Origin of the sequence: Novosphingobium sp. KA1, assembly GCF_017309955.1 — a bacterium.
Classification (GTDB): Bacteria; Pseudomonadota; Alphaproteobacteria; order Sphingomonadales; family Sphingomonadaceae; genus Novosphingobium.
Genome location: NZ_CP021247.1, coordinates 1,600,297 through 1,624,980, shown reverse-complemented (window position 1 = coordinate 1,624,980; position 24,684 = coordinate 1,600,297). Strand labels below are relative to the sequence as shown.

The following is a 24,684-nucleotide window of genomic DNA, read 5'->3' as shown; positions in this document are numbered from 1 at the left end:
GCGCGGCGCGGGCAAGGTCAATTTCCCGGCCCCCGGCAAGGCCCATGGCCGTCAGAAATGTATAACATATGCCTTGCAGGCCAGCGGCGATGCATTACCAATGCTTCCCGGTTCGCACCCTCCCGGTCGCTGGCGGTTCAGGCCATCGGCTCCCAGAAAATCAAAGGATTGTCCATGCGGCTCCCCGCAAAGCTGGCTTTCGCCTCCCTTCTCTCGCTGGCGCTCGTCCAGCCCGCCTTCGCCCAGAAGAGCGAGGCCCCCGACGCCGAAAAGCAGCACGCCGCCAAGGCCGCCGAAGCGGTTGCCAATGGTTGGGCCAGCGCCCCGGTCGAGGAACAGGCCAAGACCTCCAAGGGCTCGGTCACGGTCGACGGCAAGGCGATCGCCTACACCGCCACCGCCGGCACGCTGACCATCCGTGATGCGCAGGGCAAGCCCACCGCCAGCCTGTTCTACACCGCCTATACCGCGCCCGGTAAGCACCGCCCGCTGACCTTCTTCTACAATGGCGGCCCCGGCTCGGCGAGCCTGTGGCTGCGCATGGGCAGCTTCGGCCCCGAGCGCGTGCGCACCGCCGACCCGGTCGCCGTCGCGCCCGCGCCCTACGACGTCGGCCCCAACCCCGACAGCCTGATCGGCAGCACCGACATGGTGTTCATCGACGCGGTCGGCGCCGGTTACTCGCGCCCGCTCGGCGATGCCAAGCCCGCCGATTTCTACGGCGTCGATCAGGACGTCGATGCCTTTGCCAAGGCGATCTTCCGCTACGTCTCGAAGAATGGCCGCTGGGGCGACCCCAAGTACATCTTCGGCGAAAGCTACGGCACCACCCGCTCGGGCGCGCTGGCCTACCAGCTCGAGGATCGCGGCATGGCGCTGAACGGCGTGATCCTGCTCTCCTCGATCATGAACTACGGCGTGCGCCAGTCCGGCTACGACAACATCTACGTCGGCTACCTGCCGACTTATGCCGCCGTCGCCTGGTACCACAACCGCGTCGCCGATCGCCCCGCCACGGTCGAGGAATTCGTCGCACAGGCCCGCGAATTCGCCAATGGCGCCTATGCCAGCGCGCTCGCCAAGGGGCAGGACATTTCGCCTGCCGAACTCGATTCGGCGGCGCAGCAGCTCAGCCGCTTCACCGGCATTTCGGTGGACTACATCAAGCAGGCGAACCTGCGCCTCGACCTCCAGCGCTTCCGCAAGGAACTGCTGCGCGGCCAGCGCGAGACGGTGGGCCGCTTCGACGGTCGCTACCTCGGCGTCGATGCCGATGCGGCGGGCGAAGGGCCGGAATTCGACGCCTCGGACACCGCAATCAGCGGCCTCTACATCGGCAGCTTCCTCGACCTGCTGGGCGGCAAGCTCGGCTACAAGACCGACCTCGACTACCGCCTCAGCGCACGCGAGGGCGGTGCCTTCAACTGGGACTGGTCGCATGACGGCCCGGGCCGCGGCTATGGCAGCCACCAGAACGTCGCCGACGTGACGGTCGACCTGTCGAGCGCGATGCGCACCAACCCGCATCTGCGCGTGCTCTCGCTCAACGGCTACTACGACATGGCAACGCCGTTCTTCTCGACCGAGCGCGACCTCAAGCACATGATGCTGCCGGGCGAACTGCAGAAGAACCTTGAGTTCCGCTACTACCCGGCCGGTCACATGGTCTACCTGAACCCCGAGGCGCTGCACCAGATGCGCCTCGACATGCAGCGCTACTACGCGCAGGGCGCGCGCTGAGCGGCGCCCGCCGCAAGAGACCGCAAGACAACGAAGGGGTGGCCGCAAGGCCGCCCCTTTTGCCGTTTTCGGCCCGGATGAGGGCCGGATGCGTGAGGACCGCGTTTTGCGGCTGTCACCGCCGGCACGGATCGCTATATCCGAACAGACATAGCGTTTTGCACAGCGCGAGGAGGGCTTCATGGTGACCACGGGCAAGTTGGCGGCTTCACGGGACGGACTGGCTGCGGCCGCGCTGCTGGCGCTGGCATGGTCCGGCAGCGCGCTCGCCCAGGAAACGAACGGGATGGGGCCCGTGCCTCCCACCATCGTGCCTCCCACCATCGTGCCCACAGCCGCTGTGCCCACAGCCATCGTGCCGTCACCCATCGCCTGCCCAGCCGCCCCCGCCGCCCTTCCCGCCGAACTTTCCGGCTGGAACCGGCGCGTGCCGCTGGCCGCCGGGCGCGATAGCGCCGCCGCCGCGCGGGTGAACCCCGGAGCCGCGGTCGACGCCGCGCTCAGCCCCGCGCCCGGCGTGCGTTATGCCCTTCCGCCCGAAAAGGCTGGCGGATCGACCGGCTTCGGCGGCCTCTTTGCCTTTACCGTGACCACGGCCGGACACTACCGCGTGGCGCTGGGCGCGGCGGCATGGATCGACGTGATCGCGGCCAGGCCCGCGACCGGCACCCACCGGGCGCTGACTTCGATCGCCCACGCCCATGGGCCCGACTGCTCGGGCATCCGCAAGATGGTCTACTTCGCGCTCGAACCGGGGGACTACCTCGTGCAGATCGCGGCCAGCCCCGACGCCGCGCTGCCGCTGCTCGTGACCCGGCTGCCCTAACCGGCCGGATCCGGCGCGGCGGGAAGCGGCGCCGCCCGCACCCCGCCGCGCAGCAGCGCGTATTCGTCCGAGGCTTCCACCTGGGCGATTCGCGCCTGCAGTGCCCGGTACTGTGCCAGCACCGCCTGCCCGGTCTGCGAAAGCCGGGCACCGCGATCCTTGCCGCCGCCCGCCACGGTTTCCACCAGCGGCGAGCGCCAGCAGCGGTTCATCGCATCGACCAGCAGCCAGGCCCGCCGATAACTCATGCCCAACGCCCGCCCCGCCGCCGAGATCGAGCCTTGCTGCGCGATGGCGGCCAGCAGATCGGCCTTGCCCGGCCCCATGGCGATTTCCTCGCCGCAATAGATCCGCGCGCGCAGCTTGAGAGTGGGGGTGGCGGACATTCGGATCCCTGTCGTTTCAGCCGCTGCGGAAGGCGTGGGTGATCGGATAGCGCCGGTCCCGCCCGAAATTCCGGGCGGTGAGCTTGACCCCCGGCGAGGCCTGGCGGCGCTTGTATTCGGCGCGGTGCAGCAGGCGCTCGACCGCCTGGACCGTCTCGCGCACGAAGCCTTCGCGGACCAGCTGGTCGACGCTCTTGTCGTGTTCGACCAGCCCGACGAGGATCGGATCGAGCACGGCATAGTCGGGCAGGCTGTCCGAATCGCGCTGGTCGGGGCGCAATTCGGCGCTGGGTTCGCGCCCCAGCGTCGATTCGGGAATGACCGCCCGGGCCGGACCGAGGCCAATGCGCGGGACATGATGGTTGCGCCAGCGCGCCAGCGCAAAGACGGTCGACTTGTAGGCGTCCTTGAGCGGGTTGTAGCCCCCCGCCATGTCGCCATAGATCGTCGCGTAGCCCACGCTCATTTCGCTCTTGTTGCCGGTGGTCATCACCATCGGGCCGAACTTGTTCGACAGCGCCATCAACGCCGTGCCGCGAATCCGCGACTGGAGGTTTTCCTCGGCGATGTCGCGATTGGTACCCTCGAAACTCTCGCCCAGCATCGAATCGAACCCGGCGATCGCCTCGCCGATCGGCAGCACCGAATAGCGGATGCCCAGCGCATCGGCGCAGGCGGCGGCATCGTCGAGGCTCTGGCGGCTGGTGAAGCGCGAGGGCATCATTACCCCCCAGACCCGGTCCGCCCCCAGCGCATCGACGGCGATGGCCGCGCATGTCGCCGAATCGATCCCGCCCGAAAGCCCCAGCACGACGCCGGGAAACCCGTTGCGCCGCACATAGTCGCGCAGCGCCAGCACCATCGCGCAGTAGATGTCCTCCGGGTGGCCGGCGAGCGCCGCCTGCGCCCCGCGATCGCAGCGCCAGCCCTGCGCGGTGCGGGTCCAGCGGGTCTCGGCGACCTGCTCCTCCCAGTCCGCCAGCTGGACGGCCAGGCTGCCATCGCCGTTGACCACGAAGCTGGCGCCGTCGAACACCAGTTCGTCCTGCCCGCCGACGCGGTTGAGATAGGCCAGCGGCAGCCCGGTATCGACCGCGCGGCGCTTGGCCACCCCCTCGATCCGGAGGGCGTCCTTGTTGATCTCGTAAGGGCTGCCGTTGATGCAGATGAACATCTCGGCACCGAAGTCGGCAAGATGGCGGCAGACCTCGCTGCGCCAGATGTCCTCGCAGATCGGCACCCCGATCATCGTTCCGCGCAGCACCACCGGCTCGGGCAGGGGGCCGGGCTGGAACAGGCGCATCTCGTCGAACGTGCCATAGTTGGGCAGCTCATGCTTCAGCCGCACCGCCTGGACCTTGCCCTGGTCGAGCAGGGCAACCCCGTTGTGCAGCGCACCATCAAGCACAAAGGCCGAGCCCACCAGCATCGCCGGGCCGGGCGCCGCGCTCGCCTCCGCAAGCGACTGTAGCCGCGCTGCAGCACGCTCGATCAGCGCCGGCTTGAGGATCAGGTCTTCGGGCGGATAGCCGATCAGGTGAAGCTCGGGGAAAACGACGAGGTCGCAATCACGCGCCTGCTTGCGTGCCGCGAGCACCCCTTCGGCATTGCCGTCGAGGTCGCCGACCGACTGGTTGAGCTGCGCCAGCGTGATCCTGAGCGTATCGGGCATGCGCCGATTGATGCCCCGCGCAGGCCCCATGCGCAACTGCCGATGCGTCTGCGGCGGGCAATAAAAAACCCTCCCGTCGGGGAGGGCTTTTTCCGTCTTGCGACGGACTTTCCGGATGTTTCCCAGATCGTTGCCGATCCAGGCCGGAAAGCAACTGGGGGCCGGCGCTTCGCCGAGGCGATCGCCGGGCCCCCGGCCGGATTACTCGGCAGCCGCGGTAGCAGCGTCGGTCGCACCGTCGGTGGTAGCGGCCATGGTTTCTTCAGGAACGGTTTCAACCGATTCCGAAGTGGCGTCAGCGGCGGGCTTGTTGCCACCGCAAGCAGCGAGCGACAGAGCGGCAGCCGACGCGAACGCGGCAAAAGCAATCTTCTTCATGCGAATCCCCTTGCATTGTTTGGCGCACAGGCCAACGCTTGCAGGCAAGCCTGCGGGGCCATTCTTTAGACGAGACGATTGTGCAACGCAAATGGGAAGTAAGGGGGGCAAAACCGGCAGAAACCCTGAGGCTTGCACACATATAAAGATATCTTTATATGATCTGCCATGCAAATTCGCATGCAAATCGACCCCCTGCTGAGGGCTCTGTCCGAACCGACGCGGCTGCGCATGATGCGCCTGCTCGCGCATATGGAACTGGCCGTGGGGGAGCTTGCGCAAGTGCTGGGGCAAAGCCAGCCGCGTGTCTCGCGCCACATCCGCATCCTGTGCGAGGCCGGTCTCGCCACCCGCCGCAAGGAAGGCAGCTGGGTGTTCCTGCGCAGCGCGGTGAAGGACAATTCGGAGCCGCCGATGGGCGCCGCTGCCGCCCGCCTGCTCGACATTGCCGAGCGTGACGATCCGGCCTTTGCCGCCCGCTGCGCCGAGGATCGCCGCCAGCTCGCCGCCATTCGCGACGCGCGCGAAGCCAATGCCCAGGCCTATTTCGCCCGCCATGCCGAGGAGTGGGATACCCTGCGCCAGCTGCACGGTGCGGACGGCCCGGTCGAGGCGGCGCTGCTGGCCGCGCTGGGGCGCAGCAAGCTCGGCGGCCTGCTCGATGTCGGCACCGGCACCGGGCGCATCGCCGAACTGCTGGCGGGCAAGGCCAGCCACGTCACCGCGCTCGACAAGAGCCCCGAGATGTTGCGCATCGCGCGGGCGCGCTTGCAGTCTTTGCCACCGGAACACCTCTCGCTGGTGCAGGGGGACTTCACCGCCCTGCCCTTTGCCGAGGCCGCGTTCGACACGGTACTTTTCCACCAGGTTCTGCACTATGCACAGGAACCCGCCACGGTTCTGGCCGAAGCCGCGCGCGTCACCCGGCCAGGCGGGCGAATCGCGGTGGTCGACCTTGCCGCGCACGAGCGCGAGGATTTGCGTGAGCGCCATGCCCACGCCCGCCTCGGCTTTGCCGACCAGCAGATGGCCTCGCTGCTGGCCGACGCGGGCTTTGCGCCCGACGTTCCGGTCACCCTGCCGGGCGATCCGCTCACCGTGAAGATCTGGACCGCGCGGCGCCTCGAAGCGGCCCCGCCCGCCCCCCTGCCAGATCAGGCGCCGGATCAGGCGCCTGATCCTGCAAACGACACCGAATCCAACGACAGAAAGACCGCGATCCCATGACGTCCGCTCAACGACCGGCTCTTGCCCCCGCCCTCGGGTGCCTGCCGGGCGACATTTCCGTCTCCTTCGAATTCTTCCCGCCCAAGACGGAGAAGATGGAGGAGCAGCTGTGGGACGCGATCACCCAGCTTGCCCCGCTGGCGCCCTCGTTCGTCTCGGTGACCTATGGCGCCGGTGGCTCCACGCGTGAACGCACCCATGCGACCGTCGCCCGCCTCGCGGCCGAAACGGACCTCGTGCCCGCCGCGCATCTCACCTGCGTGGGCGCCAGCAAGGGCGAGATCGACGAGATCGCCGACCAGTACTGGGAAGCGGGCGTGCGCCACATCGTCGCCCTGCGCGGCGATCCGCCGCCGAGCCAGGGCGGCGTCTTCACGCCCCACCCGGAAGGCTATGCCAGCGCCGCCGACCTGGTGGCCGGGCTCAAGGCCCGCCACGATTTCGACATCTCGGTCGCCGCCTATCCCGAAGTGCACCCCGAGGCAGCGAGCGCCCAGAGCGATCTCGACAACCTCAAGCGCAAGATCGACGCCGGCGCCAACCGCGCGATCACGCAGTTCTTCTTCTCGGCCGAAGCCTACTTCCGCTTCCTCGACAAGACGCAGGCCGCGGGCATCACCGCGCCGATCCTGCCCGGCATCATGCCGGTGACCAGCTTCGCGGCGATCCGCCGCATGTCGGGCAACACCGAGATTCCGGTCTGGCTGGAAGCCATGTTCGAAGGCCTTGACGAGCGCCCCGGTCCGCGCGCACTGGTCGCCGCGGTTGCCGCGGCCGACTTGTGCCGAAACCTCTACGAAGGCGGCGTGCGCGACTTTCATTTCTACACCCTCAACCGTGCGGAGCAGACCTATGCGATCTGCCAGCTGCTCGGGTTGAGGCCGAAGTTGCAAGAATTGCGGGAGAGCGCATGATGAGCGCGCGTAAGACATTTCTCGAAGAGGCGGCCAAGCGCGTCCTCATCACCGACGGCGCCTTCGGCACCGAGATCCAGAACTGGAAGCTCTCGGAAGCCGACTATGCCGGCGATCTGGGCCTCGGCCACGACCAGAAGGGCAACAACGACATCCTCGCGCTGACCAAGCCCGAGGTGCCGGAATCGATCCACCGCGCCTATTTCGAGGCGGGGGCCGATATTGCCGAAACCAACACCTTCTCGGCCAACCGCATCAGCCAGGCCGACTACGGCGCCGAGCATCTGGTGCGCGAGATCAATGTCGAATCTGCCAGGCTCGCCCGCCGTCTGGCGGATGAGTACGAGGCAAAGGATGCCAAGAATGGTATTAGGCGCCCGCGCTTCGTCGCCGGTGCCATCGGGCCGACCAACAAGACGCTTTCGCTCAGCCCCGACGTCAACGATCCCGGCTACCGCGAGATCGACTGGGACACGCTGGTCGATGTCTACAAGGAACAGGCCGCCGCCCTTGTCGAAGGCGGCGCCGACTTCATCCTGATCGAGACCGTGTTCGACACCCTCAACGCCAAGGCCGGGATCATGGCGGTGCGCCAGCTTGAAGCCGAGCTGGGGCGTGAAGTGCCGATCATGCTGTCGATGACGCTGACCGACCTTTCCGGCCGCAACCTCTCGGGCCACACGGTCGAGGCGTTCTGGTACGCGGTGCGCCATGCAAGGCCGGTGACGATCGGGCTCAACTGCTCGTTCGGCGCCACCCAGCTGCGCCCGCACGTGAAGACGCTGTCGGAAATCGCCGATACCCTCATCATGATCTACCCCAACGCCGGCCTGCCCAACGAACTGGGCGCCTACGACGAGATGCCCGAGACGACCGCAGGCTTCGTCGGCGAATGGGCGGTGGCAGGCCAGGTCAACGTGCTGGGCGGCTGCTGCGGCTCCACCCCGGCGCATATCGCCGCCATCGCGAAGAAGGTGACCGGCATGGCCCCGCGCCACATCCCGGACCTCAAGCCCGAAACCAGGCTGGCAGGACTTGAACCTTTCGCGGTCGCGGCAGACTGAGGCGGGCATGAACGACATCCCCCTCTGGCGCATCCGCCAAGCCGGTCCCGACGATGCCGAAGCGCTGGCGCTGATCGGCGCGGCGACGTTCCTCGAAGCCTTTGCCGGTTCGGTCGACGGGCGCGGCATCATCGAGCATTGCCGCACCGCGCATTCTGCCGAGACCTACCGCGCCTATTTCGCCAGGGGCGCCAAGGCCTGGCTGGCGGAAGTGAAGCCGGGCGACGCGCCTGTGGGCTACGCGATGATCTGCGCCCCCGAACTCGACCAGGCCGAAGCGGGCGATATCGAGCTCAAGCGCATCTACATCCTCACCCGCTTCCAGGGCTCGCTCATGGCGGGCACGCTGATGCGCACGGTGGTGGAGGCCGCGGAAGGCTGCCGCCGCCTGCTGCTGGGGGTCAAGGACGACAACCTGCGCGCACTCGCCTTCTACGCCAAGAACGGCTTCGAACAGATCGGCAGCCGCCAGTTCGACATCGGCGGCCAGACTTATGACGACCTCGTGCTGGCGCGTTCGCTCGCGCCCGCGCAGGCCTGATACTCAACGAGAAGCAAACTCCATGACCTCGACCCCTTCCGGCGCCCGTTTCGTCAACATCGGCGAGCGCACCAATGTCACCGGCTCGGCCAGGTTCAAGAAGCTGATCATGGCGGGCGACTATCCCGCCGCGATCGAAGTGGCCCGCCAGCAGGTGGACAACGGCGCGCAGGTGATCGACGTCAACATGGACGAAGGCCTGCTCGACGCGGTCGCGGCCATGACCACCTACCTCAAGCTGATCGCCTCCGAGCCCGACATCGCCCGCGTGCCGGTGATGGTCGATTCGTCGAAGTGGGACGTGATCGAGGCCGGTCTCAAGTGCGTGTCCGGCAAGCCGATCGTCAATTCGATCTCGATGAAGGAGGGCGTCGAGCCCTTCCTTGAGCATGCCCGCAAATGCATGAACTACGGCGCCGCCGTCGTTGTCATGGCCTTCGACGAAAAGGGCCAGGCCGACACCCGCGAGCGCAAGATCGAGATCTGCTGCCGCGCCTACGAGCTGCTGACCGGCATCGGTTTCCCGCCCGAGGACATCATCTTCGACCCCAACGTCTTCGCCGTCGCCACCGGCATCGAGGAGCATGACCGCTACGGCCTGGACTTCATCGAGGCGGTGGCCGAGATCAAGGCGCGCTGCCCGCACGTCCACTTCTCGGGCGGCCTGTCCAACCTCTCGTTCTCGTTCCGCGGCAACGAGCCGGTACGCCGGGCGATGCACTCGGTGTTCCTCTACCATGCGATCCCCGCCGGGCTCGACATGGCGATCGTCAACGCGGGGCAACTCGACGTCTACGACCAGATCGACCCGGCGCTTCGCGAAGCCTGCGAAGACGTCATCATGATGCGCCGCCCGGGCGTGGGCGAGGACGGCAAGACCTCCACCGAGCGCCTGATCGAGCTGGCCGAAAGCTTCAAGGGCAAGGACGCCGTTGCCGAGAAGGCCGCCGAGGAATGGCGCGGCTGGGACGTGGCCAAGCGCATCGAACACGCGCTGGTGCGCGGCATCGACGCCCATGTCGTCGAGGATACCGAGGAAGCCCGCGCCGCGATCGCCGCGCGCGGCGGCCGCCCGATCGAGGTGATCGAGGGCCCGCTGATGGGCGGCATGAACGTTGTCGGGGACCTGTTCGGCTCGGGCAAGATGTTCCTGCCGCAAGTCGTCAAGTCCGCGCGCGTGATGAAAAAGGCGGTTGCCCACCTGATCCCCTTCATCGAGGCGGAAAAGGATGCCGGCACCAAGTCCAAGGGCCGCATCATCATGGCCACCGTCAAGGGCGACGTGCACGACATCGGCAAGAACATCGTCGGCGTCGTGCTCCAGTGCAACGGCTACGAAGTGATCGACCTCGGCGTCATGGTGCCCTGGAGCAAGATCCTCGAAGCCGCCGCCGAACATGACGCCGACATCATCGGCCTCTCCGGCCTCATCACCCCCTCGCTCGACGAGATGGTGACCGTGGCCGAGGAAATGCAGCGCGCCGGCATGACCATTCCGCTGCTGATCGGCGGCGCCACCACCTCCAAGGTCCACACCGCGCTGCGCATCGATCCCGCCTACGAGGGTCCGGTGGTCCACGTGCTCGACGCCAGCCGCGCGGTCGGCGTCGCCTCGCAGTTGCTGTCGGACACCCAGGCGGTGCCCTTCGTGGAGGCCACCGCCGAGGAATACGAAAAGGTCCGCATTGCCCGCGAAGGCAAGGGCCAGAGCGAGTTGCTCCCCATCGCCGATGCCCGCGCCAATGCCTTCAAGCCGGACTTTGCGCTCAAGCCCGCCGCACCGGCCGAGCCGGGCCTCCATGTCTTCGAGGACTGGGACCTGGCCGATCTTGCCGCCACGTTCGACTGGACGCCGTTCTTCCGCGCCTGGGAACTGGCGGGCAACTACCCGGCGATCCTGAACGACGAGGTGGTGGGCGAAAGCGCCCGCAACCTCTACGCCGATGCGCAGGCGATGCTCGCGAAGATCATCGACGAGAAGTGGCTGACCGCCAAGGGCGTCTGCGCCTTCTGGCCCGCCAGCCGCGATGGCGACGACGTGCTGCTTGCGGACGGCACGCGCATTCCGATGCTGCGCCAGCAGGTGAAGAAGTCGCGTGACCGCGCCAACTTCTGCCTCGCCGACTTTATCGACACGCAGGACGACTGGCTGGGCGGCTTTGCCGTCGGCATCCACGGCATCGAGCCGCATCTGGAACGCTTCCAGGCCGTGCACGACGACTATTCGGACATCCTGCTGAAGGCGCTGGCCGACCGCTTCGCCGAAGCCTTTGCCGAACGCCTGCACAGCCATGTGCGCACCAGGCTCTGGGGTTATGCCCCGGACGAGCAGTTCACCAACGAAGCGCTGATCCGCGAGGAATATCGGGGTATCCGCCCGGCACCGGGGTATCCTGCCTGCCCCGACCATTCGCTCAAGCCGATCCTGTTCGACCTGCTCAAGGCCTCGGACAATGCCGGGATCGTGCTGACCGAAAGCCAGGCCATGCTGCCGACGGCGGCGGTTTCGGGTTTCTATTTCGCCCACCCGGAAAGCTCGTACTTCGGCGTCGCCCGCATCGGCCGCGACCAGCTGGAAGACTACGCCGGACGGCGCGGGGTCGATCTGGCCACCGCCGAACGCTGGCTGCGCCCGAACCTCGACTGACGGGACCCCGCGCCGATAGGGTCGCCGTGCCCGTCTCTCGTGACGGGCACGGCGTACTCGCGAACGGAGACGCTCAGTGTACCGCCGGGCGGTTCATGCCGGCGCGCCAGCGGGCGCGGTGGCGCTGGTAGGCCTCGCTGGTGGCGGTCCGGTCGACGCTCGACATCACGCCGAGCGCGGCGTCGAGGCCGTGCCGGGCCAGTTGATCGATCACCGCGCGTTCATCATGCCCGGCCTCGCGGGCGAGCGTCTTGAGCACCCGTGCGGTCTCGGCAAACTCGATCTCGCCAAGCATCGCGACGCGGCATTCGTTGTGCGAAGTCATGGCCTCGCGCAGAAGACGACCCATCAGAATTCTCCCTTAGGTAGTGCGGCCGGCAAAACGCCGTAAATCGATTGCATTCGCCGTTGAGAGCCCTCTACCAGCCGCAGGTCGGCCCGGCGGCTAATGGCCTGCTCCGGACAAGCACGGAGGTTTTCGGCAGGGCGGATTAGCCATGACCGCCTGCCCCCGCCGGCCTGCCCCCCGAAAATCGCCTGCGCCCCGGAAAACCGGCCACATTTCTTCCCCGGCGACGCGCCCCCGGCGCCATCGCGGCCGTTGCGATTCGGCAGTTGTGCAGCCATGCATTGGCCCAAAGAACGAGCCGCCCCGCCCGACACGGGGAACCGGGCGGCGGGGGAAGTTGAAACAATGGGCCTGACTGAAATCTACCTGATCGCGCTGAGTGTGATCCTTGCCGTGCCATATCTGGTCTGGCGCCTGCTGCGCACCGAGCACTGGGCCCCGCTGGTGGTCGTGCAGATCATCGGCGGCATCCTGCTGGGACCGGGCGTGCTCGGCCACTTCGCGCCGGACTTCCACGGCTTCGTGTTCACCCCGCAAGTCATGACCGCGCTCAACGGCGTGGCCTGGTGGGCGGTGATGATGTTCGTGTTTGTGGCCGGGGTCGAACTGGACCTGTCGGACGCCTGGAAGCATCGCGGCGAAACCAGCCTGACCGCCGCCTGCGCGCTGCTGACGCCGCTGCTGTTCGGCTCGCTCGCCGCCGCCCTGCTGCTGAGGACTCCCGGCTGGATCGGACCGAAGGGCACGTATCCGCAGGCCGTGCTGGGCATCGGCATGGCCTGCGCGGTCACCGCCCTGCCGATCCTTGTGCTGCTGATGGAAAAGCTCGGCATCTTCCGCGCCCCGCTCGGCCAGCGCCTGCTGCGCTACGCCAGCCTTGACGACATCGCCATCTGGGGTGTGCTGGCGCTGATCCTGGTCGACTGGGAGCGCGTGGGACGGCAAGGCCTGTTCCTTGCCGGCTTCGCGGCCGCCTCGATGATCGTGCGCGCCCTGTTCCGCCGTCTGGACGAGCAGGACCGCTGGTATCTCTCGCTGATCTGGCTCGCGGTGACCGGTTTGGCGGCCGACTGGTCGGGCCTGCACTTCATGGTCGGCGCGTTCCTGGCGGGCGTGGTGCTCGACGCCCAGTGGTTCACCCGCGAGAAGCTCGACACCTTCCGCGAATTCCTGCTGCTGACGGTCATGCCGGTGTTTTTCCTCAGCACGGGCCTGCGCACCGACTGGGGAATAGGCGGCGCGATGGTATTCGGCGCGGCCTTGCTGTTCCTCCTCGCCTCCGTATCGGGCAAGCTGGCGGGCGTCCACCTCGCCGGCAGGCTGCTCGGCTGGAAGCAGGGCGAGGCCTCGGTGATCGGCTGGATGCTCCAGACCAAGGCGCTGATCATGATCATCTTTGTCAACGTCCTGCTCGACAAGCAGATCGTCACCGCGGAGACGTTCACCGCGCTGCTGCTGATGGCGGTGATGAGCACGATGCTCACGGTGCCGATGGTCAAGCCGCGTCTGGCGCGGCTCGGCATCGGCGAAGATCGATAAGGCGGCATCCCAAGGACAGCACCGCAAGAAGGCCGGGATCACCGCCCCGGCCTTTGTTTTCGTTTTCAGGCGCCCGCCCGTCCGGCCAGCGCCTCCGCCGCCTGCCAGAACGCCTCGACAAAGGCGGCATCGCTGGCCAGCGGATTGGGCCGGCGCGGCGCCCGCTCGTACCAGTAGCCGCCGCTCGACCGTCCCGGCTCCTCGGCGCTCGCCAGCCAGATCACCGTGTCCGCCCCCTGCGCCGGCGTCAGCTTGGGCGCATCGGCGTAAGCGGCCCGCACGCTGCCGGGCGTATGGGCGAAGAAATTGCTGCCCACCGTGCCGGGATGCACCGAATGGGCGACGATACCGTCCCCTGCAACCCGCGCGGCCAGCGCCCGGGCATGGAGCACGTTGGCGAGCTTGCCGCTGCAATAGGCCGCCCCCGGACTCCAGTTGCCGAGGTTCTGGAGATCGCCGAGATCGATCCCGGGGATCATCTCGCTGCCGTCCGAGGCGGTGTTGACGATCCGCACGCTGCCCTGGGGTGCATCGACCGCCGCCGCTCGCATCAGCGGCAGGAGCCGCGCCGTCAGCACGAAGGGGCCGAGGAAATTGGCCGCGTAGTTCGCCTCGAAGCCTTCCGCGGTCGTGACCTGCTCGCGCGCCATGCCGCCGGCATTGTTGACCAGCACGTCGACACGGCCGGCCATGCCCGCGATCGCGTCGGCCAGCCGGTCCGCCTCGGCCAGCAGTGAAAGATCGCCGCGCAGCATCTCCACACCGGCGCCCAATTCCGCCTGCGCCGCCGCGCAGCGCGCCGCATCGCGGCCGACCCCGAGGACGCGAAACCCCTGCGCCGCCAGGGCCCGCGCCGTCTCCAGCCCGATGCCCGAACTTGCCCCCGTCACCACTGCCACGCGCTGCGTCATGCCTGCCTCTCCATTCATCGGGCTTGCCGTCCCGTTGCGCGATCCTGGCGAGCGCCCGGGCAAAATCGCAAGCGGATGAGGCGGAATCGGAGGAAATCATCGGCCAAGCGGTTTTCAGCGCCCCCCTCCCTCTGCCATAAGCCCGACCGTGCCCGACCCCGATCTTCTGCCTGATGCCCTTGAAGCGCTCCATGCGACCTTCGGGTTCTCCGCCTTTCGCGGCGTGCAGGAGCAAGTCGTCACCCGCGTGCTGGAGGGGCGCTCCACCCTGGCGGTGATGCCCACCGGCGCCGGCAAGTCCCTCACCTACCAGTTGCCCGCCGTCATGCGGGAGGGGACCTGCGTGGTCGTCTCGCCGCTGATCGCGCTGATGCACGACCAGCTGCGCTCGGCCACCGCCAACGGCATCCGCGCCGCCACCCTGACCAGCGCCGATGCCGATCGCGGCCAGACCATGGACCGTTTCCGCGCGGGCGAGCTGGACTTGCTCTACATCGCCCCGGAACGCGCCAGCCAGCCCTACTTCCGCGAACTGCTGGAACAGTCGCGCATCGCCCTCTTCGCCATCGACGAGGCGCACTGCGTTTCCGAATGGGGCCACGATTTCCGTCCCGACTACCGGCTGCTGAAGCCGCTGCTCGATGCCTTCCCCACCGTCCCGCGCCTCGCGCTGACGGCGACGGCGGACCATCACACCCGTTCGGACATCCTTGCCCAGCTCGGCATCCCGGACGAGGGCCTGATCGTTGCCGGGTTCGACCGCCCGAACATCCGCTACGCCATCCGCCCGCGCGAGAATGCGATGCGGCAATTGAAGGCGGTGATGGACGAGAACCCCGGCCCGGGCATCGTCTATGCCCCCACCCGCGCCCGCGTGGAGCAGCTGGCCGAAACCCTCGCCTCCGCCACCGGACGCCGGGTGCTGCCCTATCACGCCGGGCTCGATCCCGAAGTGCGCGCGCGCAATCAGGCGGCCTTCGTCGCCTCCGAAGACATGGTGATGGTCGCCACGGTCGCCTTCGGCATGGGCATCGACAAGCCCGACGTGCGGTTTGTCGCCCACGCCGGCATCCCCAAGTCGATCGAGGCCTATTATCAGGAAACCGGCCGCGCAGGGCGCGACGGCGACCCTTCGGTGGCGGTGATGTTCTGGGGCGCGGACGACTTCGCCCGCGCCCGCCAGCGCCTGTCCGAAGTCGATCCCTCGCGCCAGCAGAGCGAACGCCAGCGCCTCGATTCGCTGGCTGCCCTCGTCGAGACCGCCGAATGCCGCCGCGCCGTGCTCTTGCGCCACTTCGGCGAAACGCCCGCGCAGACTTGCGGCAACTGCGACAATTGCCTCGAACCCGCCGGTGTGGTCGACGTTACCGAACTGGCGCGCAAGCTGCTCTCGGCGGTCTACCGCACCGGGCAGAGCTATGGCCTGGGCCATCTCGAAAAGGTGCTTTGCGGCATCACCGACGACCGCGTGCTGCAACGCGGGCACGACCAGTTATCGGTCTTCGGCATCCTGACCGAGGACGAGAAACCGCTGCTGAAATCGCTCGCCCGTGCGCTGCAGGCCCGCGGCAGCCTGCTGCCCACCGAGCACGGCGGGTTGTCGCTGGGCGGCGATGCCCGCGCGATCCTGAAGGGTGAGGCCGCCGTCGCCATCGTCGTACCGCCCAAGCGCGAGCGCAAGCGGCGCGGCGGCAGCAGCGATGCGGGCGCCAACCCGGTCGGCCATCCGCTGTTCGAGGCACTGCGCGCGCTGCGCCGCGATCTGGCCCAGCAGGCCGGGGTGCCGCCCTACGTCATCTTCCACGATGCCACCTTGCGCGAGATGGCCAATGCCCGCCCGGCAACGCTCACCGAAATGGGCGAGATCGGCGGCGTCGGTACCCGCAAGCTCGAAGCCTATGGCGAGGAATTCCTGGCGGTGATCCGCCAGCACTGAGAGTCAGCTTGTGTCAGCCCGGCCCTCGTAAACGGCGCGCTGGGCCGCAAAGGCGCGCTGGAACGCAGGCCGCGCCTCCCCCCGCGCGACATAGCCCAGCACGGTTTCATTACCGGCCAGCAGGTCAGACCCGCCCAGCCGCCGCAGAACCTGCACCATCATCAGGTCGCCCGCGCTGAAATCGCCGTCGAGCCATTCCGAACTGCCGAGGCGCATGGCGAGCTCGTCCAGCCGCGCGGCGATGCGCTCCTCGATCGAGGCGAGGCGGGCGGCGAACCAGGGCCGCTCCTGCTCGAACAGCAGGACCTCGGAGCGCTGGACGATCACCGGCTCCACCGTGCTGAGCGCGGCGAACATCCACATCACCGCCCGCATCCGCGCGTCACCATCCACCGGCAGCAAGCCGCGCTGGCTCGCCTCCTGGCGCCCCGCCTGGTGGCTTTGCGCCAGATGCAGCACGATGGCGCCGGATTCGAACAGCGCGAGATCGCCCTCTTCATACGTCGGGATCTGGCCGAACGGGTTGCGAGATCGATGCGCCGGCTGCTTCATCTCCTCGAACGAAACGAGCCGCACGGTGTAGGGCCGGCCCACTTCCTCCAGCGCCCAGCGCACCGCCATGTCGCGCGCGAGCCCTCGGCCGCGATCCGGCGAGTGGGCAAAGGCGGTGATCGTCGGCGGCTTCGGCACGTTCGGCTGCGGCACGTTCAGCTGCGTCATCGGCGGCGCTCCGGTTCCCCGGCATGATGCTCGGGAAGCGCAATTTCGGCAACCGGGTTCGTCATTTGCGCGAGGCTGGGTTATGAGGCCGCATGATCCGCATATTGATCGATGCCGACGCCTGCCCGGTGAAGGACGAAACCTACCGCGTGGCCGAGCGCACCAGAGTGCCGGTGGTGGTCGTGAGCAACAGCCCGATCCGGGTGCCGCAGAGCCCGCTCATCGCGCGCAAGGTGGTGAGCGACGCTTTCGATGCCGCCGACGACTGGATCGTCGAGAACACCGCGCCCGGCACCGTCGTCATCACCGCCGACATCCTGCTGGCCGACCGCTGCCTCAAGCTGGGGGCGGACGTCATCGCGCCCAACGGCAAGCCCTTCACCACCTCCTCGATCGGCGGCGCCATCGCCACCCGCGCGATCATGGCGGACCTGCGCGCCGGCGGCGACGTGATCGGCGGCCCGCCGCCGTTCAGCAAGGCGGATCGCTCGCGGTTCCTCTCCAGTCTCGATCAGGTGCTGGTAAAGCTGTTGCGGAAAGGCTGAGTGTCCCCCCACATCCTGAACGCGCCAAAGAGCGGGGAACCGCAGCGCCACGCCGCCGGGGGCTTCGACAGGCTCAGCCTGAGCGGGTGGGGAGGTCGGCTTTGGGTGGTTACTTGCCGTTCGGGTTCGCAGGACCACCAAAAATTTCAGCGTGAAAAACCATCTTCGGGTCTCGCATCCAAGTACTGTTTTCGCCGGTTTCAAACTTAGCGAGTTGGGTCATGTCGATGCCATACCGCCGACAGAACCCAATGACTTCCCAAAGGTCGTCATCGGTTGGAAAACGACTGAAATCTATAAACAAATCGCGGGCTTGCCCGCGATACGCTTGGACGAAGGACATGCGATCAAGCCATTCGAAAAAAGCTCGCTCATCCGCATCGTGATAATACAGGACATCGGTGGCAACGATTTGAAGCGCGTCAGTCATCTGTTTCTGCTGCCAGTAAAGTCACCGCACCGCAATGTCCGCCATGGGGGCGAATCCGGAACTGCTGGTTTCGAATTGGAAATCGCGCTCCTACCCCGCCCCCAGCACCAGCCGCACCTCAAGCCCGCCGCCCAGCGCGTCGGTCAGTTCGACGCGGCCGTCGTGCAGCTTGGCCACCGCTTCCGCCAGCGCCAGCCCGAGCCCGGTTCCCGCCACCGAACGCGTCGGGTCCAGCCGGCCGAAGCGTTGCAGCGCGGCTTCGCGTTGCGCCTCGGGAATGCCCGGCCCGTTGTCGCGCACGCCCAGCACGACGTGGCCGTTCTCTCGTGCCGCGAACACCGTGATCGCATTGCCGCCCTGCGCATACTTCACCGCATTGTCGACGAGGTTGCCCAGCGCCTGCCCCATCAGCTCGCGGTGGATCAGCACGGCAAGCCCCTCCGGTGCCTCGGCGGTGAGCGCGAAACCCTCGTCCTCAGCATAAGGCTCGTAAAGCGCGGCCAGGTCTTCGAGGAAGGGGCCGAGCGCGGTCTGTTCGAAGCGCTCGCGGCCGATCCCCGCCTCTGCCCGGCCGATCTGGAGCGCGGTGGTGAGGATGCGGGTCAGCGTGTCGGCCTCGGCCAGGGCGCGGTTCATCGCCGCTTCCGCGGCCGGATCGCGCGCCTCTACCGCCGCCTGTTCCAGCGCCGAGCGCAGCCGCGTGACCGGCGAGCGCAAGTCGTGCGCCAGCCCTTCGGCCACCACCCGCAGTTCGCCCACCAGCGTCTCGATCCGCGCCAGCATCCCGTTGATCTCGCCCGCCAGCTCGTCGAAGGCATCGCCCGAACCGTCGAGCGGCACCCGCGCGTCGAAGGCCCCGGCGCCGACCCGGTGCGCGGTCTGCGCCATGTCGTGCACGCGCCGGCCGACAAGGCGCGAGGTCAGGAACGCCACCAGCATCGTCAGCGGCAGCGCCAGCAGCAGCGCCGCCAGCAGCGCCTGCTCGAAACTGCGCTGGAGCTTGAGGTCGCGCCCGGTCTCGACCCCCGCCAGCAGGGTCGAGCCGTCGGGCAGGCGCGCCTCCACCAGCGTCATCAGCTCGGGCTGGGAAAAGTCGCTGCGGTAGAGCGTGGTCGAGAACCAGTCGCCCTGCTGCCAGTCGCCCCGCACATCGCCGCGCGGCGGCAGCGCATCGAGGTTGCCGGTCACGCGCCGGCCGTCCGGCCCGGCCAGCAGCATCACCGGGGCGCGGCGGCCCTCGGCGCGCAGGCGGGTGTCGATGGTGGTGCGCAGCCCGGCCATGCCGCCGTCCTCGTAGGCGGCAAGCAGATCGTCGCGCAGGTCCTCGACCAGCGCGTGCTGCTCGTCGCGCACGCTCTGCTGGCTGGAGATCCAAACGAAGGCCAACACCCCGCCGGTGGCGACCAGCTGGAACAGCACGACCGGGACAAACAGGCGGAACGAGGTGGAGCGCAGCAGCCGCGCCGCCCGCCGCCGGAGCTTTTCCCTCAAGCCGAAAGGCCCAGCCGGTAGCCCGCCCCGCGCACGGTGTGGAGCAGCGGCGCGGCGCCGTCCTCGTCGAGCTTGCGGCGCAAGCGGCTGACGTGGACGTCGATCACGTTGGTGCCGGGATCGAAGTGATAGTCCCACACCGCCTCCAGCAGCATCGTGCGGGTCACCACTTCGTCGACATGGCGCAGGAAATATTCGAGCAGGCGAAACTCGCGCGGCTGCAGGTCGATCGCGCGGCTGCCGCGCTTCACCTTGCGGGCGAGCAGGTCCATCTCGAGATCGCCGCAGGACAGCCGCGTCTCCACGGCGCTCTGGCTGGCGCCGCGCTTCACCAAGAGCCGCACGCGGGCGAGCAGTTCGGCAAAGGCGAAGGGTTTGGTGAGATAGTCGTCCGCTCCCGACGTCAGCCCGGTCACGCGGTCGTCGGTCGAGCCCATGGCCGAAAGCACGATCACCGGCGTCTCGATGCCGCCCGCGCGCAGCGCGCCGAGCACCGACATGCCGTCCATCTGCGGGATCATCCGGTCCAGCACGATGGCGTCGTAGGTGCCGTCGCTGGCGAGGAACAGCGCGTCGCGCCCGTTGCCCGCCTTGTCGACCACAAAACCTTCCTCGGCGAACCCTTTCACGATGTAGGTCGCGGTGGCCTCGTCATCCTCGACCACCAGCAGCTTGTGCCCCATGCCTTGCTTTCCCGCCTCCGCCAGCATTTGCGTGCTCCGGCAGATCAGCGATTGCCGGGCTGCGGCGAACCGGCCAGGTCGATCCTGCGAACCGCGCCGAGATGCACCACATCGAGGTGCATAGGCCGTGCCCCGCGCTCAGACAACTCCTGCGCAAGGGTGGAAAACGAGCTGGCCTGCGCACCGTCCACATCGACGATGCGATCGCCCACCACCAGCCCGGCATGTTCGGCATGGCCGTCCGAGCGCACCGAGGTGACGACCAGCCCGGGCTTGCCGTCGGGCAAGTCGTCGGCGGTGAAGTCCAGCACGCGGCGGCTCGCCTCGTCCTGCGCGGCGGTCTCGTGCACGGCGGCGGCATCGGGCCCGGCAAGACCGAAGTGGTGCTGCGCCCACAAGTCGCCCCAGGTCAGCGCCCCGGTCACCGCCAGCAGCGCCCCCAGCATCGGCAGCAGGTCGAGCACGCGGCGCTTCGCGTCGTAGGGGAAGCCGGGATCGACCTCGGGGCCGGTACGGACATCGTCTGCGTCGGTCATCTCTCGTCCAGTTCACGCCAGAGAGGGAGCGGGGCACGCGATCGTCGGATGCGCGAACCTTCCGCTCAAGCACACCCTTGAGCCTGACTATCGCAGGGTGACGCGGCAAAGTCACATTAAGGAAATTCCATGTTCGCTCCACCCTGCGGCAAGCCGGGGAGGTGCAGGCACGCACCATGAAAAGGGCTGCCTATTCCCCCCGCCTGACTTCCAACCTGGGCCCCTCCAACCTAGGCTGGCGCCAGCACCGCCGCCGGACCCGCTACGCGCTGGTTGCGGCGCTGGTGGCCGTACTCGGCGTGCTCGGCTGGCTGGCCTGGCTCGGCGCCTTCGACGCCAGCCCCTTGCGCGCGCTGGCCCCGCGCGGCGACAGCCGCAAGGACTATGCCGCCGTGCTGATCTCGGGCGACATGGGCCCGCGCGCAGGGATGGGTGCGCCGGTGGCCCAGGGGCTTGCCGACCACGGCGTCGCCGCCGTCTCGATCAATGCGCTGAACTACTTCCGTGTCCGCCGCAGCCCTGCCGAGGTGAGCGCGATCCTGGCGCAGGCAATCCGCCGGGCAATGGCGCTGGGGCACGTCGACAAGGTGGTGGTGCTGGGCCAGTCGTTCGGCGCCGACATGGTCCATGTCGGCCTCGAGCACCTGCCGGCGGACCTGCGCGCCCATGTCGCCCTGGTGGTGCTGACCGTGCCCACGCGCACCGTGTTCCTGCGCGTCTCGCCGCTCGAATGGCTGGACCGGACCACGCCCGACGCCATGGCCATCACCAGCGCCCGCAAGCTCGACTGGGTGCCGGTGGTCTGCATTCGCGGCCAGCAGGAGACCGACAGCCTCTGCCCGCTGCTGCACCTGCCCCGCCTGACCCAGCTGGCCCTGCCCGGCGACCATTACCTCGAACATGACGCCGACCGGGTGTTCACCACCATCCGCACGGTGATCGCCGCCCATTTCCAGCCCGCGCACCTGACCCGCCTTCCGGAGCCTGCCCGATGATCCGCCGCCTGCTGGCGCACAGCCGCGCCCTTACGCTCACCCTCAGCCTCAGCCTCAGCCTGACGCTCGGCGTGCTGGGCGCTCTCGCCTCGGCCTCTCCGGCCGCCGCCGTGCTAGGCGTCGCCGCGCAGCGCCTGTTGAGCCCCTATGGCCGCTGGCTCAACCCGGCGGGCGACGTCGAGGTTTCGGTCGCGCCTTGCGGCTCGCTGCTGTGCGGCACGGTGACCTGGGTCGGCGGACAGGCGCTGGCCGACGCCGCCGACGCCGGGGTCTCCCACCTCGTCGGCACCCAGCTGCTGCAGGGCTACCGGCGGCAGGACGCGGGCAACTGGCAGGGGCAGGTCTTTGTGCCCGACATGGGCTCGACCTTCTTCTCGCGCATCCACCAGCCGGACGACGGCCACCTCAAGATCAGCGGCTGCATCCTCCACGGCCTGCTGTGCAAGTCGCAGGTCTGGACGCGGCGACCGTGAACCGGCCCGCCCCCCTTTCACAGCTGAAACCGCTGGTCCATCGGCTGGCGGTTCCCGCGCAGCTGGTGCTGGCCGCCCTGATACTGGTGCTGGCGGGCATGAGCCTGCGCCACATGGCGATGCGGCTGGACCTCCACGCGGTGCTGCGCGATGCCCGCGCCCTGCCGGTCTGGCGGCTGGCGGCGGCATTGGCCTTCACCGCCGCAAGCTACCTGCTGCTGACGATCTACGACGTCATGGCCCTGCGCGCGATCGACAGGCCGCTGCCCTGGCGCGCCGCCGCGCTGGCCTCGTTCACCAGCTACACGCTGAGCCACAATCTCGGCTTCGGCATCATCACCGGGGCCGCCGCGCGGCTGCGCGTCTATGGCGCGCGCGGCCTCTCGACCGGAGAGGTCGCGCGGGTCACCGCGATTGCCGGGGTCACGTTCTGGAGCGGCGTGCTCGCCTCCGCCGCGCTGGCGCTGCTGGTCCACCGTCAGCCGCTGGTGGTCCCGGGCCATGTCCTGTCGCTGGCCATGCAGCACGCGGCGGGCGCCGGGTTGCTGGTCCTGCTCGTTCTCGCGGCCCTGCTCGGCAAGCGCTGGCACCTGCCCGGCCCCGGCGGCATGGCGCGCATGACCATGGCGGCGCTGGCGGACATCGCCGCCGCCTGCGCCGCGCTTTTCGTGCTGCTGCCTCCGGTACTGGCTCAGGGGGCACCCGCGCTCTACGCCCCGCTGCTGCTCGCCTATGTGCTGGCCATCGTTGTCGCGCTGGTGAGCCACGTGCCCGGCGGCCTCGGCGTGTTCGAGGCCACGATGGTCGCGCTCTGCCCGCAAGTGCCGCCGGGCATGCTGCTTTCCGCGCTGCTGGTCTACCGCATCGTCTATTACCTGCTGCCGCTCTGCGCCGCGCTGGTCTTGCTGGTGCACCACGAGCATGCCCGCTGGAAACGCCCGGCGGGCCTTGCCCTCAAAGCCGGCGAGACGATGCTCACCGCGCTGGCCCCGCGCGCGGTCGCGCTGCTGGTGTTCCTGGGCGGCGGCGTGCTGCTGCTTTCCGGCGCGACGCCAGCCCTGCCCGAGCGCATGGCCGCGATCCGGGGCCTCGTGCCGCTGCCGTTTGTCGAGGCCTCGCAGATCGCCGCCAGCCTTGTCGGCACCCTGCTGCTGGTCCTGGCCCCGGCGCTCTACCGCCGCCTCGACGCCGCCTTCCTGCTCACCCGCGCGCTCCTGGTGGCGGGCGCGGCGTTCTCGCTCGCCAAGGGGCTCGACTATGAGGAGGCGATGACCCTGCTGGCGGTCGCGGGGGTGCTGCAACTGGCAAGAGGCGGGTTCTGGCGGCGCACCGCGCTCACCACCGACGTGATGAGCGCCAACTGGATCCTCGCCATGGTGGCGACGATCACGCTGGTCATCGTGATCGGCTATTTCACCCAGACCTTCCCGGCCTATCGCAGCAGCCTCTGGTGGAAATTCGCCTGGTCGGGCGATGCCTCGCGCTACATGCGGGCGAGCTTTGCCGTCGCCGTGGCGACCGGCGCCTTCGTGGTGCTGGCGCTGCTGCGCCCTTCGCGCCACTGCGGCCTGCCCGACGAAGGCCCGGTGGACGTGGACGAGGCGCTCACCCACGCGGTCCGCTCGGAATCGATGCTGGCGCTGACCGGGGACAAGCTGTTCCTGGCCGGCCCCTGCAACCGCAGCCTGCTGATGTACCAGGTGCGCGGCCATTCGTGGATCGTCATGGGCGATCCGGTGGGCGAGCAGGCGGACTGGCCCGAACTGCTCTGGCGCCTGCGCGAACGGGCCGACGCCAACCAGGGCCGGGTGCTGCTCTATCAGGTCACCCCCGCGGTGCTGCCCATCGCCATCGACATGGGCCTGCAACTGATGAAATACGGCGAGGAAGCCCGCGTCGACCTTGCCCACTTCTCGCTCGACGGCCCCGCCGCCCGCCCGCTGCGCCACGCCGTGCGCCGGGCCGAGCGGGAAGGCGCGGAGTTCTCCATCGTCCCCGCCGCCCGCGTGCCCGCGATCATGGGCGAACTGCGACTGGTCTCCGACGAATGGCTGCGCGCCAAGGGCCAGCGCGAGAAAGCCTTCAGCGTCGGCCGCTTCGACGAGGCCTATATCGCCCGCTGCGACGTGGCGGTGGTGCGCAAGCAAGGGGCGATCGTCGCCTTCGCCAACCTGTGGAAGACGGCGGGGCGCGAGGAACTCTCGGTAGACCTCATGCGCCACCGCGCCGACGTGCCTTATGGCTGCATGGACTTCCTGTTCACCCGCCTGATGCTCTGGGGCCGGCAGGAGGGTTATGCCTGGTTCAACCTCGGCCTCGCGCCGCTGTCGGGCATCGAGGCCCGCCGCCTCGCCCCGACATGGGCGCGCGCGGCCGGCATGCTGTTCCGCCACGGCGCCGCGTTCTACGGCTTCGAGGGCCTGCGGAACTACAAGGAGAAGTTCGCGCCCTTGTGGGAACCCCGCTTCATCGCCTGCCACGGCGGTGTCGCGACCGGCCGCGCGCTGCTCGACCTGCAAGCCCTGATCGGCGACGGGCGGAGTGCGGGGAAATTGCGCGCAGGGCAGCGCAAGACGGCGTCGTAAGCGCGCTTCCCAAATACCCCCGCCCACCCCGCTCATGCTGAGCGTGTCGAGGCATCGAGAGCCACAGCGCCCGGCCTCGGGGCCTTCGACAGGCTC

General features: G+C 68.5%; 23 protein-coding genes. 13 read left to right on the top strand and 10 right to left on the bottom strand.

Going from position 1 to position 24,684, the window contains the following annotated elements; translation table 11 throughout:
- Nucleotides 1-174: 174 nt before the first annotated feature.
- Both CA833_RS08075 and CA833_RS26900 read left to right on the top strand, forming a co-directional pair.
- Entirely contained in the window at nucleotides 175-1,740 is a 1,566-nt protein-coding gene (locus tag CA833_RS08075) for a S10 family peptidase (RefSeq protein WP_142636103.1), read from the top strand.
- A 181-nt stretch (nucleotides 1,741-1,921) separates the two neighbouring features.
- Nucleotides 1,922-2,566, top strand: a complete 645-nt coding sequence (locus CA833_RS26900; RefSeq protein ID WP_242526329.1) for a homogentisate 1,2-dioxygenase — start codon at nucleotides 1,922-1,924, stop codon at nucleotides 2,564-2,566.
- Here CA833_RS26900 and CA833_RS08065 read toward each other — a convergent pair.
- The 3 genes from CA833_RS08065 to CA833_RS08055 form a co-directional block, all read right to left on the bottom strand.
- Nucleotides 2,563-2,952, bottom strand: a complete 390-nt coding sequence (locus CA833_RS08065; protein ID WP_207079747.1) for a winged helix-turn-helix domain-containing protein — start codon at nucleotides 2,950-2,952, stop codon at nucleotides 2,563-2,565. The genes CA833_RS26900 and CA833_RS08065 overlap by 4 nt on opposite strands.
- A gap of 16 nt (nucleotides 2,953-2,968) precedes the next feature.
- Nucleotides 2,969-4,624, bottom strand: a complete 1,656-nt coding sequence (locus tag CA833_RS08060) for an NAD+ synthase (RefSeq protein ID WP_207079746.1) — start codon at nucleotides 4,622-4,624, stop codon at nucleotides 2,969-2,971.
- A gap of 201 nt (nucleotides 4,625-4,825) precedes the next feature.
- Nucleotides 4,826-5,002: a hypothetical protein gene (locus CA833_RS08055; RefSeq protein ID WP_185928626.1), complete on the bottom strand. Its 177-nt coding sequence runs from the start codon at nucleotides 5,000-5,002 to the stop codon at nucleotides 4,826-4,828.
- Nucleotides 5,003-5,182: 180 nt separating this feature from the next.
- Here CA833_RS08055 and CA833_RS08050 point away from each other — a divergent pair, with 180 nt between their 5' ends.
- The 5 genes from CA833_RS08050 to metH are packed head-to-tail and all read left to right on the top strand — an operon-like array spanning nucleotide 5,183 to nucleotide 11,395.
- Nucleotides 5,183-6,229 carry a metalloregulator ArsR/SmtB family transcription factor gene (locus CA833_RS08050; RefSeq protein WP_207079745.1) on the top strand — a complete coding sequence of 349 codons (1,047 nt, stop codon included), beginning with the start codon at nucleotides 5,183-5,185 and terminating at the stop codon, nucleotides 6,227-6,229.
- Nucleotides 6,226-7,143, top strand: a complete 918-nt coding sequence (gene metF, locus CA833_RS08045) for a methylenetetrahydrofolate reductase [NAD(P)H] (RefSeq protein ID WP_207079744.1) — start codon at nucleotides 6,226-6,228, stop codon at nucleotides 7,141-7,143. Before CA833_RS08050 ends, metF begins: the two co-directional genes overlap by 4 nt.
- A complete protein-coding gene (locus CA833_RS08040; RefSeq protein WP_142636114.1) occupies nucleotides 7,143-8,207 on the top strand; it encodes a homocysteine S-methyltransferase family protein in 1,065 nt (354 codons plus the stop codon). The genes metF and CA833_RS08040 overlap by 1 nt, the downstream gene beginning before the upstream one ends.
- A 7-nt stretch (nucleotides 8,208-8,214) precedes the next feature.
- The gene (locus CA833_RS08035) at nucleotides 8,215-8,748 is read left to right on the top strand and encodes a GNAT family N-acetyltransferase (RefSeq protein ID WP_142636116.1); all 534 of its coding nucleotides are present in this window, start codon (nucleotides 8,215-8,217) and stop codon (nucleotides 8,746-8,748) included.
- Between the two features lie 22 nt (nucleotides 8,749-8,770).
- Nucleotides 8,771-11,395, top strand: a complete 2,625-nt coding sequence (metH, locus tag CA833_RS08030; RefSeq protein WP_207079743.1) for a methionine synthase — start codon at nucleotides 8,771-8,773, stop codon at nucleotides 11,393-11,395.
- A 73-nt stretch (nucleotides 11,396-11,468) separates the two neighbouring features.
- On the opposite strand, the gene CA833_RS08025 is transcribed toward metH, so the two are convergent.
- Complete coding sequence (locus CA833_RS08025) at nucleotides 11,469-11,744, bottom strand: hypothetical protein (protein WP_142636121.1); 276 nt, start codon at nucleotides 11,742-11,744, stop codon at nucleotides 11,469-11,471.
- A 345-nt stretch (nucleotides 11,745-12,089) separates the two neighbouring features.
- Here CA833_RS08025 and CA833_RS08020 point away from each other — a divergent pair, with 345 nt between their 5' ends.
- Nucleotides 12,090-13,283 (top strand): cation:proton antiporter, encoded by a 1,194-nt coding sequence (locus CA833_RS08020; protein ID WP_207079742.1) that lies wholly within the window; start codon nucleotides 12,090-12,092, stop codon nucleotides 13,281-13,283.
- Nucleotides 13,284-13,348: 65 nt separating this feature from the next.
- Here CA833_RS08020 and CA833_RS08015 read toward each other — a convergent pair whose 3' ends face one another.
- On the bottom strand, nucleotides 13,349-14,194 hold the full coding sequence (locus CA833_RS08015; protein ID WP_207079741.1) for an SDR family NAD(P)-dependent oxidoreductase: 846 nt from the start codon (nucleotides 14,192-14,194) through the stop codon (nucleotides 13,349-13,351).
- Between the two features lie 148 nt (nucleotides 14,195-14,342).
- Between CA833_RS08015 and recQ the strand changes: the two genes are divergently transcribed.
- Entirely contained in the window at nucleotides 14,343-16,130 is a 1,788-nt protein-coding gene (gene recQ, locus CA833_RS08010; RefSeq protein WP_207079740.1) for a DNA helicase RecQ, read from the top strand.
- A gap of 3 nt (nucleotides 16,131-16,133) precedes the next feature.
- On the opposite strand, the gene CA833_RS08005 is transcribed toward recQ, so the two are convergent.
- Entirely contained in the window at nucleotides 16,134-16,850 is a 717-nt protein-coding gene (locus tag CA833_RS08005) for a glutathione S-transferase family protein (RefSeq protein ID WP_207079739.1), read from the bottom strand.
- 92 nt (nucleotides 16,851-16,942) lie between these two features.
- Between CA833_RS08005 and CA833_RS08000 the strand changes: the two genes are divergently transcribed.
- The gene (locus CA833_RS08000) at nucleotides 16,943-17,395 is read left to right on the top strand and encodes a YaiI/YqxD family protein (RefSeq protein WP_142636132.1); all 453 of its coding nucleotides are present in this window, start codon (nucleotides 16,943-16,945) and stop codon (nucleotides 17,393-17,395) included.
- A 109-nt stretch (nucleotides 17,396-17,504) separates the two neighbouring features.
- Here CA833_RS08000 and CA833_RS07995 read toward each other — a convergent pair whose 3' ends face one another.
- The 4 genes from CA833_RS07995 to CA833_RS07980 form a co-directional block, all read right to left on the bottom strand.
- Nucleotides 17,505-17,825 (bottom strand): hypothetical protein, encoded by a 321-nt coding sequence (locus CA833_RS07995; RefSeq protein ID WP_207079738.1) that lies wholly within the window; start codon nucleotides 17,823-17,825, stop codon nucleotides 17,505-17,507.
- A gap of 90 nt (nucleotides 17,826-17,915) precedes the next feature.
- Nucleotides 17,916-19,316 (bottom strand): HAMP domain-containing sensor histidine kinase, encoded by a 1,401-nt coding sequence (locus CA833_RS07990; RefSeq protein WP_242526328.1) that lies wholly within the window; start codon nucleotides 19,314-19,316, stop codon nucleotides 17,916-17,918.
- Complete coding sequence (locus CA833_RS07985; protein ID WP_207080001.1) at nucleotides 19,313-19,999, bottom strand: response regulator transcription factor; 687 nt, start codon at nucleotides 19,997-19,999, stop codon at nucleotides 19,313-19,315. The genes CA833_RS07990 and CA833_RS07985 overlap by 4 nt, the downstream gene beginning before the upstream one ends.
- Nucleotides 20,000-20,043: 44 nt before the next feature.
- Nucleotides 20,044-20,535, bottom strand: a complete 492-nt coding sequence (locus CA833_RS07980; RefSeq protein ID WP_142636136.1) for a PDZ domain-containing protein — start codon at nucleotides 20,533-20,535, stop codon at nucleotides 20,044-20,046.
- A 176-nt stretch (nucleotides 20,536-20,711) separates the two neighbouring features.
- On the opposite strand from CA833_RS07980, the gene CA833_RS07975 reads away from it, so the two are divergent.
- From CA833_RS07975 to mprF, 3 genes are read left to right on the top strand one after another with little or no spacing between them, the layout of a single operon-like run.
- On the top strand, nucleotides 20,712-21,530 hold the full coding sequence (locus tag CA833_RS07975) for an AcvB/VirJ family lysyl-phosphatidylglycerol hydrolase (protein WP_207079737.1): 819 nt from the start codon (nucleotides 20,712-20,714) through the stop codon (nucleotides 21,528-21,530).
- Complete coding sequence (locus tag CA833_RS07970; protein ID WP_207079736.1) at nucleotides 21,527-22,003, top strand: DUF2147 domain-containing protein; 477 nt, start codon at nucleotides 21,527-21,529, stop codon at nucleotides 22,001-22,003. The genes CA833_RS07975 and CA833_RS07970 overlap by 4 nt, the downstream gene beginning before the upstream one ends.
- Nucleotides 22,000-24,588, top strand: a complete 2,589-nt coding sequence (gene mprF, locus CA833_RS07965; protein WP_242526327.1) for a bifunctional lysylphosphatidylglycerol flippase/synthetase MprF — start codon at nucleotides 22,000-22,002, stop codon at nucleotides 24,586-24,588. Before CA833_RS07970 ends, mprF begins: the two co-directional genes overlap by 4 nt.
- The last annotated feature ends 96 nt before the right edge of the window (nucleotides 24,589-24,684 follow it).

Coding starts and splice junctions, on each gene's coding strand:
- CA833_RS08075 (WP_142636103.1), top strand. CDS start 175: ATGCGGCTCCCCGCAAAGCTGGCTTTCGCCTCCCTTCTCTCGCTGGCG.
- CA833_RS26900 (WP_242526329.1), top strand. CDS start 1,922: ATGGTGACCACGGGCAAGTTGGCGGCTTCACGGGACGGACTGGCTGCG.
- CA833_RS08065 (WP_207079747.1), bottom strand. CDS start 2,952: ATGTCCGCCACCCCCACTCTCAAGCTGCGCGCGCGGATCTATTGCGGC.
- CA833_RS08060 (WP_207079746.1), bottom strand. CDS start 4,624: ATGCCCGATACGCTCAGGATCACGCTGGCGCAGCTCAACCAGTCGGTC.
- CA833_RS08055 (WP_185928626.1), bottom strand. CDS start 5,002: ATGAAGAAGATTGCTTTTGCCGCGTTCGCGTCGGCTGCCGCTCTGTCG.
- CA833_RS08050 (WP_207079745.1), top strand. CDS start 5,183: ATGCAAATCGACCCCCTGCTGAGGGCTCTGTCCGAACCGACGCGGCTG.
- metF (WP_207079744.1), top strand. CDS start 6,226: ATGACGTCCGCTCAACGACCGGCTCTTGCCCCCGCCCTCGGGTGCCTG.
- CA833_RS08040 (WP_142636114.1), top strand. CDS start 7,143: ATGAGCGCGCGTAAGACATTTCTCGAAGAGGCGGCCAAGCGCGTCCTC.
- CA833_RS08035 (WP_142636116.1), top strand. CDS start 8,215: ATGAACGACATCCCCCTCTGGCGCATCCGCCAAGCCGGTCCCGACGAT.
- metH (WP_207079743.1), top strand. CDS start 8,771: ATGACCTCGACCCCTTCCGGCGCCCGTTTCGTCAACATCGGCGAGCGC.
- CA833_RS08025 (WP_142636121.1), bottom strand. CDS start 11,744: ATGGGTCGTCTTCTGCGCGAGGCCATGACTTCGCACAACGAATGCCGC.
- CA833_RS08020 (WP_207079742.1), top strand. CDS start 12,090: ATGGGCCTGACTGAAATCTACCTGATCGCGCTGAGTGTGATCCTTGCC.
- CA833_RS08015 (WP_207079741.1), bottom strand. CDS start 14,194: ATGACGCAGCGCGTGGCAGTGGTGACGGGGGCAAGTTCGGGCATCGGG.
- CA833_RS08005 (WP_207079739.1), bottom strand. CDS start 16,850: ATGACGCAGCTGAACGTGCCGCAGCCGAACGTGCCGAAGCCGCCGACG.
- CA833_RS08000 (WP_142636132.1), top strand. CDS start 16,943: ATGATCCGCATATTGATCGATGCCGACGCCTGCCCGGTGAAGGACGAA.
- CA833_RS07995 (WP_207079738.1), bottom strand. CDS start 17,825: ATGACTGACGCGCTTCAAATCGTTGCCACCGATGTCCTGTATTATCAC.
- CA833_RS07985 (WP_207080001.1), bottom strand. CDS start 19,999: ATGGGGCACAAGCTGCTGGTGGTCGAGGATGACGAGGCCACCGCGACC.
- CA833_RS07980 (WP_142636136.1), bottom strand. CDS start 20,535: ATGACCGACGCAGACGATGTCCGTACCGGCCCCGAGGTCGATCCCGGC.
- CA833_RS07975 (WP_207079737.1), top strand. CDS start 20,712: ATGAAAAGGGCTGCCTATTCCCCCCGCCTGACTTCCAACCTGGGCCCC.
- CA833_RS07970 (WP_207079736.1), top strand. CDS start 21,527: ATGATCCGCCGCCTGCTGGCGCACAGCCGCGCCCTTACGCTCACCCTC.